The organism is Arthrobacter sp. R-11, assembly GCF_049913155.1.
In the GTDB taxonomy this organism is placed as follows: Bacteria; Actinomycetota; Actinomycetes; order Actinomycetales; family Micrococcaceae; genus Arthrobacter.
In genome coordinates this window covers 2,871,686-2,885,455 of record NZ_CP183979.1, presented here as the reverse complement: position 1 = coordinate 2,885,455, position 13,770 = coordinate 2,871,686, and the positions used below count along the sequence as shown (strand labels likewise).

Annotated in this window: 13 protein-coding genes; 7 read left to right on the top strand and 6 right to left on the bottom strand. The window is 66.0% G+C overall.

Features of this window, described 5'->3' with window-relative positions; translation table 11 throughout:
- The first annotated feature begins 61 nt into the window (after positions 1-61).
- Together ACN9M4_RS13035 and rsrA are read left to right on the top strand one after the other, a co-directional pair.
- Positions 62-799: a sigma-70 family RNA polymerase sigma factor gene (locus ACN9M4_RS13035; RefSeq protein ID WP_426298519.1), complete on the top strand. Its 738-nt coding sequence runs from the start codon at positions 62-64 to the stop codon at positions 797-799.
- The gene (gene rsrA, locus ACN9M4_RS13030; RefSeq protein WP_426298517.1) at positions 796-1,053 is read left to right on the top strand and encodes a mycothiol system anti-sigma-R factor; all 258 of its coding nucleotides are present in this window, start codon (positions 796-798) and stop codon (positions 1,051-1,053) included. The genes ACN9M4_RS13035 and rsrA overlap by 4 nt, the downstream gene beginning before the upstream one ends.
- A 78-nt stretch (positions 1,054-1,131) precedes the next feature.
- Here rsrA and ACN9M4_RS13025 read toward each other — a convergent pair whose 3' ends face one another.
- The 5 genes from ACN9M4_RS13025 to ACN9M4_RS13005 all read right to left on the bottom strand — a co-directional run bounded on the left by ACN9M4_RS13025 (position 1,132) and on the right by ACN9M4_RS13005 (position 7,454).
- Positions 1,132-1,206: a 50S ribosomal protein bL37 gene (locus ACN9M4_RS13025; RefSeq protein ID WP_369299106.1), complete on the bottom strand. Its 75-nt coding sequence runs from the start codon at positions 1,204-1,206 to the stop codon at positions 1,132-1,134.
- Between the two features lie 104 nt (positions 1,207-1,310).
- The gene (locus ACN9M4_RS13020) at positions 1,311-1,925 is read right to left on the bottom strand and encodes a PadR family transcriptional regulator (RefSeq protein ID WP_426298515.1); all 615 of its coding nucleotides are present in this window, start codon (positions 1,923-1,925) and stop codon (positions 1,311-1,313) included.
- Positions 1,925-2,782: a DUF4097 family beta strand repeat-containing protein gene (locus ACN9M4_RS13015; RefSeq protein ID WP_426298513.1), complete on the bottom strand. Its 858-nt coding sequence runs from the start codon at positions 2,780-2,782 to the stop codon at positions 1,925-1,927. Before ACN9M4_RS13015 ends, ACN9M4_RS13020 begins: the two co-directional genes overlap by 1 nt.
- Positions 2,783-2,876: 94 nt before the next feature.
- Entirely contained in the window at positions 2,877-3,476 is a 600-nt protein-coding gene (locus ACN9M4_RS13010) for a GDSL-type esterase/lipase family protein (RefSeq protein ID WP_426298511.1), read from the bottom strand.
- 132 nt (positions 3,477-3,608) lie between these two features.
- A complete protein-coding gene (locus ACN9M4_RS13005) occupies positions 3,609-7,454 on the bottom strand; it encodes a multifunctional oxoglutarate decarboxylase/oxoglutarate dehydrogenase thiamine pyrophosphate-binding subunit/dihydrolipoyllysine-residue succinyltransferase subunit (protein WP_426298509.1) in 3,846 nt (1,281 codons plus the stop codon).
- A gap of 477 nt (positions 7,455-7,931) precedes the next feature.
- On the opposite strand from ACN9M4_RS13005, the gene ACN9M4_RS13000 reads away from it, so the two are divergent.
- The 5 genes from ACN9M4_RS13000 (at position 7,932) to ACN9M4_RS12980 (ending at position 13,278) form a co-directional block, all read left to right on the top strand.
- The gene (locus ACN9M4_RS13000; RefSeq protein WP_426298507.1) at positions 7,932-9,290 is read left to right on the top strand and encodes a hemolysin family protein; all 1,359 of its coding nucleotides are present in this window, start codon (positions 7,932-7,934) and stop codon (positions 9,288-9,290) included.
- Positions 9,287-10,357, top strand: coding sequence for a hemolysin family protein (locus ACN9M4_RS12995; protein WP_426298505.1), 1,071 nt, complete (start codon positions 9,287-9,289; stop codon positions 10,355-10,357). Before ACN9M4_RS13000 ends, ACN9M4_RS12995 begins: the two co-directional genes overlap by 4 nt.
- Positions 10,358-10,473: 116 nt before the next feature.
- Positions 10,474-11,439, top strand: coding sequence for a metal ABC transporter solute-binding protein, Zn/Mn family (locus tag ACN9M4_RS12990; RefSeq protein WP_426298503.1), 966 nt, complete (start codon positions 10,474-10,476; stop codon positions 11,437-11,439).
- A gap of 124 nt (positions 11,440-11,563) precedes the next feature.
- On the top strand, positions 11,564-12,367 hold the full coding sequence (locus ACN9M4_RS12985; RefSeq protein ID WP_426298501.1) for a metal ABC transporter ATP-binding protein: 804 nt from the start codon (positions 11,564-11,566) through the stop codon (positions 12,365-12,367).
- Positions 12,367-13,278, top strand: a complete 912-nt coding sequence (locus tag ACN9M4_RS12980; protein ID WP_426298499.1) for a metal ABC transporter permease — start codon at positions 12,367-12,369, stop codon at positions 13,276-13,278. The genes ACN9M4_RS12985 and ACN9M4_RS12980 overlap by 1 nt, the downstream gene beginning before the upstream one ends.
- Positions 13,279-13,284: 6 nt before the next feature.
- On the opposite strand, the gene ACN9M4_RS12975 is transcribed toward ACN9M4_RS12980, so the two are convergent.
- Complete coding sequence (locus tag ACN9M4_RS12975) at positions 13,285-13,758, bottom strand: Fur family transcriptional regulator (protein WP_426298497.1); 474 nt, start codon at positions 13,756-13,758, stop codon at positions 13,285-13,287.
- Positions 13,759-13,770 lie beyond the last annotated feature (12 nt).

Genomic DNA, 13,770 nt, shown 5'->3' with positions numbered 1-13,770 from the left:
GCCGGCACCGGTGCGGGAGCCGGAGAAGGGTGCGCGCCGGGTGACAGTAGACTTGAACGCAATGAGCACCTTGGACCCGGCCGCAGCGGCCATGTACGAAGCAGCGGAGCAGCCCCAACCAGGCTCGCCGGCCGCAGCTGAAGAGTCCGGCGCCGGCGTCGTCATCGATGTCGCAAGCGAAACGCCCGAACAGCGGCGGGCCCGCTTCGAACGGGACGCCATGCAGTACGTCGACCAGCTCTACTCGGCTGCGATGCGCATGGCGCGGAACCCTTCGGACGCGGAGGACCTGGTGCAGGAGGCCTACACCAAGGCGTTTTCGGCGTTCCATCAGTACAACCCCGGAACAAACCTCAAGGCCTGGTTGTACCGGATCCTGACAAACACCTACATCAACCTGTACCGGAAGCGGCAGCGCGAGCCACTCCAGTCGAACTCGGACTCGATTGAGGACTGGCAGCTTGCCAGGGCAGAATCGCACACTTCGACCGGCTTGCGTTCGGCCGAGGCGGAAGCCTTGGACCATCTTCCCGACTCCGACGTAAAGCGTGCGCTGCAGGCCATCCCGGAGGAATTCCGGCTCGCGGTGTATTTCGCGGACGTCGAAGGCTTCGCCTACAAAGAAATTTCGGACATCATGAACACCCCCATCGGAACGGTCATGTCCCGGCTGCACCGTGGCAGGAAAATGCTGCGGGAACTGCTGGCAGACTACGCCGCCGAACGGGGAATCAGGGGCGCCGCGGACACCCCGGCCGGGAACGGCGCCGCAAGCAATACACAGGAGAAACGGAAATGAGCTGCCAAGGACTGGGCGACTGCGACGATGCGCGGATGCAGCGTATCTATGAATACCTTGACGGTGCGCTGACCCGGGAGGACATTGCCGAGATCAAGCAGCACCTGCAGGAGTGCCCCGAGTGCACCGAGGAATACGACCTGGAATGCGTCATCCGCACGGTCGTCAAGCGTTCCTGCACCGAGTTCGCCCCGGAGAACCTCAAGAGTTCCATCCTGGACCGCATCCATTCGATGAACTCGGCGGAGGTCTAGGCGCCGGCCGAAGGCTCCAACGGAAGGGCCCCGGAAACCATCAGGTTTCCGGGGCCCTTCCATGTTTGCTCCAACAACTCAGGTGTTGGGACGCTTGCCGTGGTTTGCGCCGCCGCGCTTACGGTCACGACGCTTGCGTGCACGCTTGCTCATAGCCGGCCTCCTTCGTTTCTTGTACTCAACAAAGCTGCCCTCCAGTCTCCCACACGCGGGGGCCGGGCGGCGAACCGGCGGACGCGCTCCGCGTCGGGGCCGGATCAGGGCCGCATGGAGTTCCTGATGGCAATGCGCGCCTGGTCCAGCACAGTGCGGACCGTCTCCAGGGCGACGGGCGTCAGCTGGGCGGCGCCTGCATGCTTGCGCAGTTCCACCCGCATGTCGTCCCGGAAAGACTGCACCATGAGCTCTGCTTCCTTCAGGAGCCGCACGCTTTCCGGTGAATGCCGCCCCGTTCCCTGACCGGTTCCGGCCGGTACAGCCGCCGCCCGGGCCGACTCGGCACTGGCTGCCAGGTCTGCCCGCAGTCCGCGCATATTGCTGCGGATGTCCTCCCGGAGTTCGTCCGCCAGTCGCCGTACCGAGGCCGAAATGCCCGCCTCGACCTCGGCCAGTTCGGCGCGCCGGCTGTCTAGTTCGGCCAGCCCGGCCCTGGTGATCGAGTAGTTGGTGCGGCGCCCGTCATTCTCGGTGGCCACCAGACCTTCTTCCTCCAGCTTGCCCAGCCGGGGGTAGACCGTGCCAGCGCTGGGGGAGTAGGTGCCGCCGAAGCGTTCGCCGAGCGCTTTGATGATTTCGTAGCCGTGCTTCGGGCCGGACTCCAGCAGGGCCAGCAAGTAGAGCCGGAGGGCTCCGTGGGCGAAGACCGGCGGCATCAGAACCCGCCCCCGCCCGGCACCTGCCCGCCGGCCGCCGGAGAACCGGTGGCCGCGGCGCTGCCGTGGATGACATAGGTCTTCCCGGACACCGAGTTGCACCGCACCAGGGTGATCCGGTCCCTGGGGCCCACGGTCGCCTGCACATTGTTGCCCGGATGGTCATGGAGCTGTCCGTCAATCACGACGGCGCCGCTGGCGGACTTTGCAGCGACATCCGCGCCGATGTCCCGGGGTAGCCTGACCGTCACGTCTCCGGACACCGAATGGGCGGCAAGGTCGTGAGTGTGGCCGTGCAGGTCGAAGCTGAGGTCCCCGCTGACGGTTGTGGCCCGGACGTTGCTGAAATCGCCGGACGCGGTCACTTCGCCCGAGACGCTCTTGGCGGTCATCACCCCGTGGTGGCCGCGTGCGATGACTTCCCCGCTGACGGTGTTCACATGCAGTTCGCCGCTGGTGTCATCCGAGAGCACGGAGCCCGACACCGTGTTGAGCCTGGTGGTCCCCGAGGTTCCGGAGACCATGCCGTCGCCGCTGACAGTGCCGGCCTCGACGGTGATGCCGGCCGGGACGGCGATGCCGATCACCACGGTATTGCTGCTGGTGTTGTTGACGGTCCCCATGAGGTTGCGGAACCACCCTTGGGCCCCGTGGAGCTGGTGGCGGACCTCCAGGCGGCCGTCGACGACGGTGACGCTCAGCGGATCGCCCGCTATCTCGGATACTTCGATGCGGGCCGTGGCCTCGTCATGCGTGACGATGTCAAAACGGCCCTTGACGATGCCCAGCCTGAGCGAGCGGACGCCGTCGACGTCGATGGTCTGCGGGCCGGTGACGGTCCAGTTCTGTTCTGACATGACCCCTCCAGAAATTGCGATATATCGCGTTGATGAAGTCACGATATATCGCAAATCGGGCGATGGCAATGGTTTCCCTCGAGGGCTGCCGGTCCTATTCGGGCTGAGCGATCCTCAGCCACTGGAACCAGCCGCGGTGCAGCACCAGCCACGCCATCAGGCCGTAGCCGGCCTGGCCGGGGGTGCCGCCGTTCGAGGCGAGGTCGGTCCGCCATTGTTCGTGGTTGAGCAGGGGCGAGAAGGTGTCGACGTAGTGGTGGTTGCGGCGGGTGGTTACATCCGAAAATGCGGCGTTGAGTTCGGCGAGCCGGCGGTTGCGTGCCGGATCCAGGCCTGGGGGAGGACCGACCACGAAGACCTCGACGTTGTTCTGGGTGGCGCCGTCCAGGATGTTCGCGAGGTTGAGCCGGCTGCGGGCCGTGGACAGGCCGAATTCGATGTCCCGGGCGGACAGTCCGATCACCAGGCGGTTTTCGTGGGCGTCGCTGAAGCGGCGGCCGGCTTCGTCGAGCCAGCGTCCGGCAAGGCCCTCGGTGCCTTCCATCGGGCAGGGAAGCGAATAGCTCTCCACGGCGACGGCGTCATGGGGCGTCCGCGCGAGCACCCGGCCCAGCCAACCCAGGGCACGGGGATCGCCGAGTCCTGCGAGCAGTTCATCTCCAACAGCCGCGATGCGCAGCTTCCTGTCTTCCACTGTTACCTCTTCACCAACGTTGCGGTCCGTGCCGGTGCCTGGCAGCCGTAGCCACCTGGCATGTCTACCCATTTAAACAGAAGTGCCCGGCGGGAGGCTTGTTACGAAGCTCCGGCCGGGCACCCTTGTTGTTTACTTGCGTTCGAAGGCCTGCTTCAGCAGCGTGCTCTGCTCCGCTGCGTGGCGCTTCATGGAACCGGCAGCCGTGGAGGCCGAGGCCGGGCGGGACACCAGGCGGACCTTGCGGTCCAAGGCCTGCGGCAGGTTCAGTCCGATGAACGGCCACGGGCCCTGGTTGGCGGGCTCGTCCTGGGCCCAGACAACCTCGGCGTTCGGGTACTTCGCCAGCTCGGCCTCGATCTCCGCCTGCGGCAGCGGGTACAGCTGCTCCACCCGGATGATCGCCGTCGAGGTGTCACCGGACTTCTGGCGGCTGGACAGCAGGTCGTAGTAGAGGCGGCCGGACACCAGCAGTACGCGGTCGACGTTCTGCAGCGCCTCGTGCTCGCCGATGACCGGCTTGAAGCCGCCCGAGGTGAAGTCCTCGACGGCGGATGCCGCGGCCTTCAGGCGAAGCAGCTGCTTCGGCGTGAAGATGATGAGCGGCTTCCGGGGCCGGCTGTAGGCCTGGCGGCGCAGCAGGTGGAAGTGCGAAGCGGCGGTGGTCGGGTTGGCGACCACCATGTTGTCCTCGGCGCACAGCTGGAGGAAGCGCTCGATGCGGGCGGAGGAATGGTCCGGTCCCTGGCCTTCGTAGCCGTGCGGCAGCATGAGCACGAGCGAGGAACGCTGGCCCCACTTCTGTTCGGCTGAGGAGATGAACTCGTCGATGATGGTCTGGGCGCCGTTGACGAAGTCGCCGAACTGGGCCTCCCAGAGCACGAGGGCATCCGGACGTTCTACGGAGTAGCCGTATTCGAAGCCCATGGCGGCGTATTCCGACAGCAGGGAGTCGTAGATCCACAGCTTGGCCTGGTTGTCGCTGAGCTTGCCGAGCGGCATCCATTCGTTGCCGTTGAGGCGGTCATGGAAGACCGCATGGCGCTGCACGAAGGTGCCGCGGCGCGAGTCCTGGCCGGCCAGGCGGACCGGGACGCCTTCCATGATGAGCGAACCGAAGGCCGCGATTTCGCCGAAGCCCCAGTCGATGCCGCCTTCGCGGGACATCTGCTCGCGCTTCTCGAGGAGCTGCTTGAGCTTGGAGTGGACTGTGAAATCCTCCGGGATTTCAAGGTGGGCACGGCCGATGTGCTGGAGCACCTCGGGGGAGATGGCAGTCGACGCCGGGGCGTTCGTTCCGGAGTCGGCCTGCTGTGCGATCGGGCGCTCGATGCCCGAAACAGCGGCGGAGTCGGCGGTGACGATCGGGATGGGCGAGGTCTGGGCGGCGTGGGTCTCCGCGAAGACACGTTCCAGGCGCTCCTGGTAGTCGCGGAGCAGCTGCTCTGCTTCTTCCTCGGTGATGTCGCCACGGCCGATCAGGGACTCGGTGTACAGCTTGCGGACCGAGCGCTTTGCCTCGATCAGGTTGTACATCAGCGGCTGCGTCATCGAGGGATCGTCGCCTTCGTTGTGGCCACGGCGGCGGTAGCACACCATGTCCACGATGACGTCCTTGTGGAAGCGCTGGCGGAATTCGTAAGCCAGCTGCGCCACACGCACCACGGCTTCGGGGTCGTCGCCATTCACGTGGAACACCGGTGCCTGGATCATCTTCGCGACGTCCGTGGAGTAGGTGGAGGAACGCGAGGAGGACGGTGCGGTGGTGAAGCCCACCTGGTTGTTCACGATGATGTGGATGGTGCCGCCGGTGCGGTAACCCCGCAGCTGGGACAGGTTCAGGGTTTCGGCAACCACGCCCTGGCCGGCAAACGCGGCGTCGCCGTGCACCATGATCGGCAGGACCGGGAAGGTCTCGCCCTGGTCCAGACGGTCCTGCTTGGCACGCACGATGCCTTCCAGGACCGAGTCCACGGCCTCCAGGTGCGAGGGGTTGGCGGCCAGGTAGACCTTGGTCTCCTTGCCGTTGTCCGAGGTGAACGTGCCTTCGGTGCCGAGGTGGTACTTGACGTCGCCCGAACCCTGCACGGAGCGCGGGTCCTGGGTTCCTTCGAACTCACGGAACACCTGGGCATAGGTCTTGCCCGCGATGTTCGTCAGTACGTTGAGGCGGCCGCGGTGGGCCATACCGATCGCAACCTCGTCAAGGCCGTCGTCGGCGGCGTCCGAAATGATGGTGTCCAGCAGCGGGATCAGGGATTCGCCGCCTTCAAGCGAGAAGCGCTTCTGGCCGACGAACTTGGTCTGCAGGAAGGTTTCGAACGCCTCGGCCGCGTTGAGCTTGGAGACGATGCGCAGCTGCTCTTCGCGGCTGGGCTTGGAGTATGGGTGCTCCAGCTGGTCCTGGAACCACTGGCGTTCCTTGGGCTCCTGGATGTGCATGTACTCGATGCCGGTGGTGCGGCAGTACGCATCGCGCAGCACGCCAAGGATGTCGCGGAACTTCAGCATCGGCTTGCCGCCGAAGCCGCCGGTGGGCCATTCGCGGTCGAGGTCCCAGAGGGTCAGGCCGTAGGTCAGGACGTCGAGGTCCGGGTGCTTGCGCTGGACGTACTCGAGCGGGTTGGTGTCGGCCATGAGGTGGCCGCGGACCCGGTAGGAGTGGATCAGCTGCTGGATGCGGGCAACCTTGTTGATCTCGTCGGCGGGGTCGACCTGGAGGTCGGGGCTCCAACGGACGGGCTCGTACGGGATGCGCAGTGCTTCGAAGATTTCGTCGTAGAAGTTCTGCGCGCCCAGCAGCAGCTGGTGGACCAGCTTGAGGAATTCGCCGCTGCCCGCGCCCTGGATGACGCGGTGGTCATAGGTGGAGGTCAGCGTGAGGATCTTGCTGATGGCGTTCTGGGCGATGATCTTCTCGCTGGCGCCCTGCCATTCGGCCGGGTAGTCGAGGGCGCCGACGCCGATGATCGCCGCCTGGCCCTTGGAAAGGCGCGGGACGGAGTGCACGGTGCCGATGCCGCCCGGGTTCGTCAGGGAGACGGTGGTGCCGGCGTGGTCGTCAGCGGTGAGCTTGCCGTTACGGGCACGCTTGATGAGGTCCTCGTAGGTGTGCCAGAACTCGGCGAAGTTCATGGTCTCCGCCTTCTTGATGTTCGGGACCATCAGGAGGCGGGTGCCGTCGGGCTTGGGCATGTCGATGGCGATGCCGAAGTTGACGTGCGCGGGCTGGACGGCCACGGGCTTGCCGTCCACCTCGTCGTAGTAGACGTTCATGGACGGGAACTGGGAGAGCGCCCGGACCACGGCGTAACCGATGATGTGGGTGAAGGAGACCTTGCCGCCGCGAGCGCGGGCGAGGTTGGAGTTGATGACAACGCGGTTGTCGATCAGCAGTTTGGCCGGAACGGCGCGGACACTCGTGGCCGTGGGCACTTCCAGGCTCGTCACCATGTTGGCGGCGATGGCCTTTGCCGGGCCGCGGAGGACGGAGACGACGTCTTCCTCGGGCGGGGTGGGTGCCTTCGTGCTCTTGGGCAGCTGCGCCGGGATGGGCTGGGCCTGCCCGGCGCCGGGCTTCTGCGCGCCGTCTTTGGCGACAGTGGCCGGGGCCTTCTTTGCCGGCGCTGCGGGGGCGGCCGGTGCGGCGGCGGTAGCAGGGGCTGTGGCCGGGGCCGTAGCAGGGGCTGCTGCCGGAGCCGGTGCGGCGGGGGAAGCTGCAGGCGCCGGTGCGGGCGCCGTTGCCGTGGGCGCCGGGGCCTGTGCTACGACAGGAAGTACTCGAGTTGCGGGGTTTGCGGGGACGGCGGAGGTTCCGTTGGAAGAAGTGCCGTCAGCGGCAGTGAAGGATTCGAAGAGGGGCCACCACTTGGCGTCGACCGAATTCTTGTCCTGCTGGTACCGCTCGTACAGTTCGTCAACGAGCCACTCGTTTCCGCCAAATTCCTCTGGTAGACGGTGGCTTGGCTGCTCTGGCACTTGAAATACGCCTCTTCCATGAGTGTTGATGTCCAGCTGACCCGGTGGAATTGCCTGAAAAAACGACTCGGGCCAGGGTCCGGTCCCTCGGGCTCAGACCCTTGCCAGTCTAGTGACGGACGGCGCCTCTCTGCCAATAGTGGTGACCTAAATCATGTCTGTGCTACGAACTGGGCCAGGGGCTCAGGCGCGCGGCAGGGCCGGGCCGGCGATTTTGACCGCTGCGCCGTTGCGGGCGGGCTGTAGACTGGAGCCCTTATGGACAGTAATTCCAGGTGCCGGCCTGGACGCTGCGGGGGAAGCCGAACGGCTGTCCTTCCCCGGGCGTTCCACAGCGCCGGCAATACCCGTACACATGCCCATCACGCGCCCTCTGCCGCCTCCGGCGGAGCCTCGCCCCACTCCTCGGCCACGGCTGACCAGCCTCCGCCGGCCCCTTCTTCCCGCCCTCTCCGACGAAGCGACGGTGGGGCCTGAATGGAATGGCTCCTGCTCCTTGCCGGCCTCCTTCTGATCCTTGGCACAGGCTTCTTCGTCGCCGTCGAGTTTTCCCTGGTGGCTCTTGACCAGACATCCGTCCAGCGTGCGGTAGCCGACGGCGACCACGCGGCGCGGCCCTTGCTCAAGTGCCTGAAGTCCTTGTCCACGCAGCTTTCCAGCTGCCAGTTGGGTATCACCCTGACCACACTGCTGACGGGTTTCGTCATGGAGCCATCAGTCGGCGAGCTGCTGCACGGTCCGTTGCTGCTGATCGGCGCGCCGGAGGCCGCTGCGCGCTCGGTCTCCCTGTTCATCGCCATGGTGTTCGCCACTTTGCTGTCGATGCTGATCGGCGAACTTGTACCGAAGAACCTCGCGATCGCCAAAGCTTTCCCGGTCGGCAGGGCGCTGGCCCGCCCGCAATTGATCTTCACCACCGTCTTCAAGCCCGCCATCTTGTTGCTCAACGGATTTTCGAACCGGGTCCTGCACCTTTTCGGCCTGGAAGCCAAGGAAGAGATATCCGGTGCCCGCTCGCCTGCCGAGCTGGCATCGCTCGTGCGGCGATCGGCGGAGCTTGGAACTCTCGACGCCGGCACGGCCAACTTCGTGGCGCGCACCCTGAGCTTTGCGCAGCGGACCGCGGCCGACGTCATGACACCCCGCATCCGGATGGAGACCATCGCTGCCGGGCAGCCTGTCACCGACATCATCGATGCTGCCCGCCGGACCGGTTACTCCAGGTTTCCCGTCATCGGAGAGTCCGCGGACGACATCCGGGGCCTTGTGCATGTCAAGAAAGCCGTGGCCGTTCCGCGGGAGCGCCGCGACGGCCTCGAGGCCGGAGCGATCATGGCCGAGGTGCTCCGGGTCCCGGAGACCATCCATCTTGATGCCCTGCTTTCCGAACTCCGCGAAGGCAACCTCCAGTTGGCTGTCGTGTTGGACGAATACGGCGGCACCGCCGGGATCGCCACCCTCGAGGACCTGGTGGAGGAAATCGTGGGCGAGGTGGCCGATGAGCACGACCGGGTGCGTCCCGGCCTGCTGCAAAGTGCCTCCGGCGACTGGTATTTCCCTGGGCTGCTGCGGCCGGACGAGGTTTCCGAACAGATTCCCGGGCTGACGGTGCCCGACGATCCCGCATACGAGACGGTGGGCGGCTACGTCATGAGCCGGCTGGGCCGGATTGCCGTGACGGGGGACGTCGTCGAGGCCGGTGGCGGAACCTTGTCGGTCACCCGGATGGACGGCCGCAGGATCGACCGGATTTGCTTCCGGCCCACACCGGCGGACGCCCCGGGTGGGGCGGCCGCCGGGCACGGCGGCAGGAACGCGAAGGGGGCGACGGCATGAGCGACTGGACCGGAATCCTCTGGCTTGTGTTCCTGCTGATCGGCAACGCCTTCTTCGTGGGGGCCGAGTTCGCCATCATGTCCGCGCGCCGGAGCCAGATCGAACCGCTCGCGGAGGCAGGATCCAAGCGTGCCAGGACCACCCTGCACGCCATGGAGAATGTTTCGCTCATGCTGGCGTGCGCCCAGTTGGGCATTACGGTGTGCTCGCTGCTGATCCTGCAGGTGGCCGAGCCTGCGATCCACCATCTGCTTGCCGCCCCGCTGGAAGTGCTCGGCACGCCGCACGAACTGGCCGATGCCGCGGCGTTCACTGCAGCCCTGCTTGCGGTGACCTTCCTGCACGTGACATTCGGCGAGATGGTTCCGAAGAACATCTCGGTCTCCGTGGCGAACAAGGCGGCGCTGCTCCTGGCGCCGCCGCTGGTCCACATCGCCCGCGTCGTGAAGCCGGTGATCTGGACCCTCAACTGGAGCGCGAACCACATCCTGCGCCTGATGCGCATCGAGCCGAAGGACGAGGTCACGTCCTCCTTCACCCTGGAGGAAGTGCAGTCCATTGTGCAGGAATCCACCCGGCACGGGCTGGTGGCTGACGATTCCGGCCTGCTCAGCGGTGCCCTGGAGTTCTCGGCGCACACCGCCGCGCACATCATGGTGCCAGTCGGGAAGCTGGTGACGCTCAGGCCGGGCACGACCCCGCGGGAGCTGGAGAAGGCAGTCAGCCGCACCGGCTTCTCGCGCTTCCCGTTGTTGGACGACGACGGCGGGCTGGCCGGATACCTGCACATCAAGGATGTGCTGTCGATTCCCGAGGAGGGGCAGGGGCATCCGATCTCGGAAGGCAGGATCCGCTCCTTGGTCAACCTTTCGCCCGACGACGAAATCGAGGACGCACTGGCGGTCATGCAGCGGACGGGTTCGCACCTTGCCCGTGTGGTGGACCCGGCCGGAGCGACCCTCGGCGTGCTCTTCCTGGAGGACGTGATCGAGCAACTCGTAGGCGAAATCAGGGACGCGACCCAGGCTACCGGCATCCGGCGGCTGGGCGGCGCGGGCAGCGCCTGATCCGCCCGTCCAAGGCGTACAGGTCTAGCCCTAAATAGGAATCATTCCTATTTAGGGCTAGACTCGTGCAAGCAACAATCGTCTTCGATTCTCATCTGAGTAGATCTGAGGTTTCCGTGCGCCGCCCAGTCGCCCGTCTCTCCCTTGCTGTCTCGGCCGGATTGGCCATCATGCTGTCCGCATGCTCGGCACCTGCCGCAATATCGCCGTCGTCCTCCGCCGCAGACGGGGCCATCCGGGTGGTGACCTCCACGAACGTCTACGGCGATATCGTCAAGAGCATCGGCGCGGACTTGGTCTCCGTGGACTCCATCATCAGCAAGACCAGCCAGGACCCGCACTCCTATGAGGCGAATGCCCAGGACAAGCTGGCCGTGTCCAAGGCGGAGCTCCTGGTGGAAAACGGGGGAGGCTATGACGGCTTCCTGCACAAGCTCGCGGACGACACGGGCTTCGACCACGCGAACATCGTCACCGCCGTCGAGGCCGCCGGACTGGCCCCGCATGAAGACGAGGCTTCGCACTCCGCCGGCGACCACGACCATGGCCACGATCATGGTGCGTTCAATGAGCACGTCTGGTACAGCCCCGCCGCCATGGCGAAGGTGGCCGATGCCGTCGCCGCAAGGCTCGGCGCGCTGAAGCCGGCCTCCGCGGCGGAGTTCACCTCCAACGCAGGCAAGTTCAAATCCACCCTGGCCGGCATCACGGGGAAGCTTGACGCGATCAAGGCAAAGCACGCCAACACCCCGGTGGCCATCACCGAACCGGTGCCGGTCTACCTGCTCGAAGCCGCGGGGCTGGTCAACAAGACTCCCGAGGCGTACAGCGCCGCCATCGAAGAGGACACCGACGTTTCCCCTGCGGTACTCAAGGAAACCAAGGATCTCTTCACCGCCGGCAACGTGAAGCTGCTCGCGTACAACGAACAGACGGAAGGCCCGCAGACCGAAGCCGTCAAGGATGCCGCGACCTCGGCCGGCGTTCCGGTGGTGGACTTCACCGAGACGGTCCCGGAAGGCAAAAGCTATCTGGAATGGATGGAAGGCAACGCCGACGCGATCGCCGGCGCCCTCAAGTAGCCCCCGGCCCGTGCCTGCGGATCCGCCTCCACCGGGTGGGTCTGCAGGTCCCTTCAACAAGTAGACTGGCGTTCGTTGGTCGACGTATGGAACGCACGGACAGAGGAAATTTTTGACACCGCTAGTGAGTCTTCGCGGAGCCAGCCTGAAGTTCGGCAAGAGGGTGCTCTGGGAGGGCCTGGACCTCGAGATCAATCCGGGCGAATTCTTTGCCGTCCTCGGGCCCAACGGCAGCGGCAAGACCAGCTTCCTCAAGGTGCTGCTGGGCCTGCAGGAACTGCATTCAGGCACAGTCGAACTGGGTGGAAACCCCGTGGAACGGGGCAGCAGGCGGATTGGCTACATCCCGCAGCAGAAGTCCTTCTCACCGGACACCCCGCTCCGTGCCCGCGATCTCGTGGGCCTCGGCATCGACGGGCACCGCTGGGGGCTGAGGCTGTCCGGGCAAGCAGTCAACCGCAGAATCGACGAGCTCCTGGAACTCGTAGGCGCCAGCGACTACGCGAAAGTGCCGCTGGGGCAGCTTTCCGGCGGCGAGCAGCAGCGCTTGCGCGTGGCCCAGGCGCTCGCCTCCGAGCCGCAGGTGCTGCTGTGCGATGAGCCGTTGCTGTCCCTCGATCTGCACCACCAGCTGGCCGTCAGCGCCCTGATCAACCAGCAGTGCCACGAACGGAACAGCGCGGTGGTGTTCGTGACCCATGAGATCAACCCCGTCATCGACTACGTTGACCGTGTCCTTTACCTCGCGGGCGGCCAGTTCCGGGTGGGCACGCCGGACGAGGTCATGACCACCGAGGTGCTCTCGGAACTCTACGACAGCCACGTCGAGGTGATCCGAGCGAACGGGCGAATCGTCGTCGTCGGCCTGCCGGACGCCACCACGCACTTCCACGACGACGCGCACTCAGGCTTGGCGGAGGGCCACTGATGGATTTCGGAACGATCCTGCAGACCATCTTCAACTTCGAGAACTACGGGGAACTGCTCGAGCTGGTGCAGAACTCCATCTGGGCCGGCGCCGTGCTGGGCCTGCTGGGCGGCATGGTGGGGACCTTCGTCATGAAGCGGGATCTGGCCTTCGCCGTCCACGGAATCTCCGAACTGTCCTTTGCGGGGGCGGCGTTCGCGCTGCTGATCGGCGCGGACATCGTCCTTGGATCCTTGATCGGCTCAGTCGCCGCGGCCCTGCTCCTGGGTTTGATGGGCGTGCGGGCCCGCGACAAGAACTCGATCATCGGCGTCATCATGCCCTTCGGCCTGGGCCTGGGCATCCTGTTCCTGGCACTCTACGAAGGCCGGGCCGCGAACAAGTTCGGCCTCCTGACCGGGCAGATCGTCTCGGTCGACACCGTCCAGCTGCAGGCCCTGGCGGGGACCGCCGTCGTCGTGATGTTGGTGCTGTCGCTGATCTGGCGGCCGCTCAGCTTCGCGAGCGTGGACCCGGACATGGCCGAAGCCCGTGGCGTGCCGGTGCGCGGACTGGCGATCGGCTTCATGGTGCTGCTGGGGGTCAGCGTCGCGTTGTCCATCCAGATTGTCGGCGCGCTCCTGGTCCTCGCGCTGCTGATCACCCCGGCGGCTGCGGCCCTGCGGGTAAGCACCTCGCCGAAGGTGGTCCTGCTGCTAAGCGTCGCCTTCGCCATGACCGCGACCGTGGGCGGAATCCTGCTGGCCCTCGGCAGCCGGATCCCGATCAGCCCGTACGTCACCACGCTGTCGTTCCTGATCTACGTGGTCTGCCGGGTCATCGGGGGAGTGCGGGCCAGGGGCGGCCATAACGGCCGGATCACCCGGACGGCCGGGGCGGACGCGCAGGCAAAGGTCGGCGCCGGCGCCTGAACGGCCTTACAGCTCGCCCGCGGCCTTCTTGGCCGTGCACTCCGGGCAGAGGCCGAAGATTTCCACCGTGTGTGCCACTTCGGTGTAGCCGTGTTCCGTGGCGGTTCGTGCGGCCCAGGTCTCGACCGCGGGAGCCTCCACTTCGACCGCCTTGCCGCAGTTACGGCACAGCAGGTGATGGTGGTGCCCGGTGACCGCGCAGCGGCGGTAGACGGCTTCGCCGTCGGCGTTGCGCAGGACGTCGACCAGGCCTTCGTCGGCGAGCGACTGCAGGATGCGGTAGGCGGTGGCGAGGGAAACCGAGATGCCTTGGTTCTGGAGCAGCCGGTACAGCTCCTGGGTGCTGACGAAATCGTCGAGCTCATCAAGGGCCGCGCTCACGGCGATGCGTTGCTTGGTGACCCTTTGCTCCCGCCCTGGCTTGGCGTCGGACGCTGTGTTGCCGGGAGCTTGGGTGGCGGCTTTGGGGCCGGGAGGCATGCGTGGACTCAT

What these genes read in the sequence shown, in the direction of transcription:
- ACN9M4_RS13035 (WP_426298519.1), top strand. Translation starts at nt 62, where the DNA reads ATGAGCACCTTGGACCCGGCCGCAGCGGCCATGTACGAAGCAGCGGAG.
- rsrA (WP_426298517.1), top strand. Translation starts at nt 796, where the DNA reads ATGAGCTGCCAAGGACTGGGCGACTGCGACGATGCGCGGATGCAGCGT.
- ACN9M4_RS13020 (WP_426298515.1), bottom strand. Translation starts at nt 1,925, where the DNA reads ATGCCGCCGGTCTTCGCCCACGGAGCCCTCCGGCTCTACTTGCTGGCC.
- ACN9M4_RS13015 (WP_426298513.1), bottom strand. Translation starts at nt 2,782, where the DNA reads ATGTCAGAACAGAACTGGACCGTCACCGGCCCGCAGACCATCGACGTC.
- ACN9M4_RS13000 (WP_426298507.1), top strand. Translation starts at nt 7,932, where the DNA reads ATGGAATGGCTCCTGCTCCTTGCCGGCCTCCTTCTGATCCTTGGCACA.
- ACN9M4_RS12995 (WP_426298505.1), top strand. Translation starts at nt 9,287, where the DNA reads ATGAGCGACTGGACCGGAATCCTCTGGCTTGTGTTCCTGCTGATCGGC.
- ACN9M4_RS12980 (WP_426298499.1), top strand. Translation starts at nt 12,367, where the DNA reads ATGGATTTCGGAACGATCCTGCAGACCATCTTCAACTTCGAGAACTAC.
- ACN9M4_RS12975 (WP_426298497.1), bottom strand. Translation starts at nt 13,758, where the DNA reads ATGCCTCCCGGCCCCAAAGCCGCCACCCAAGCTCCCGGCAACACAGCG.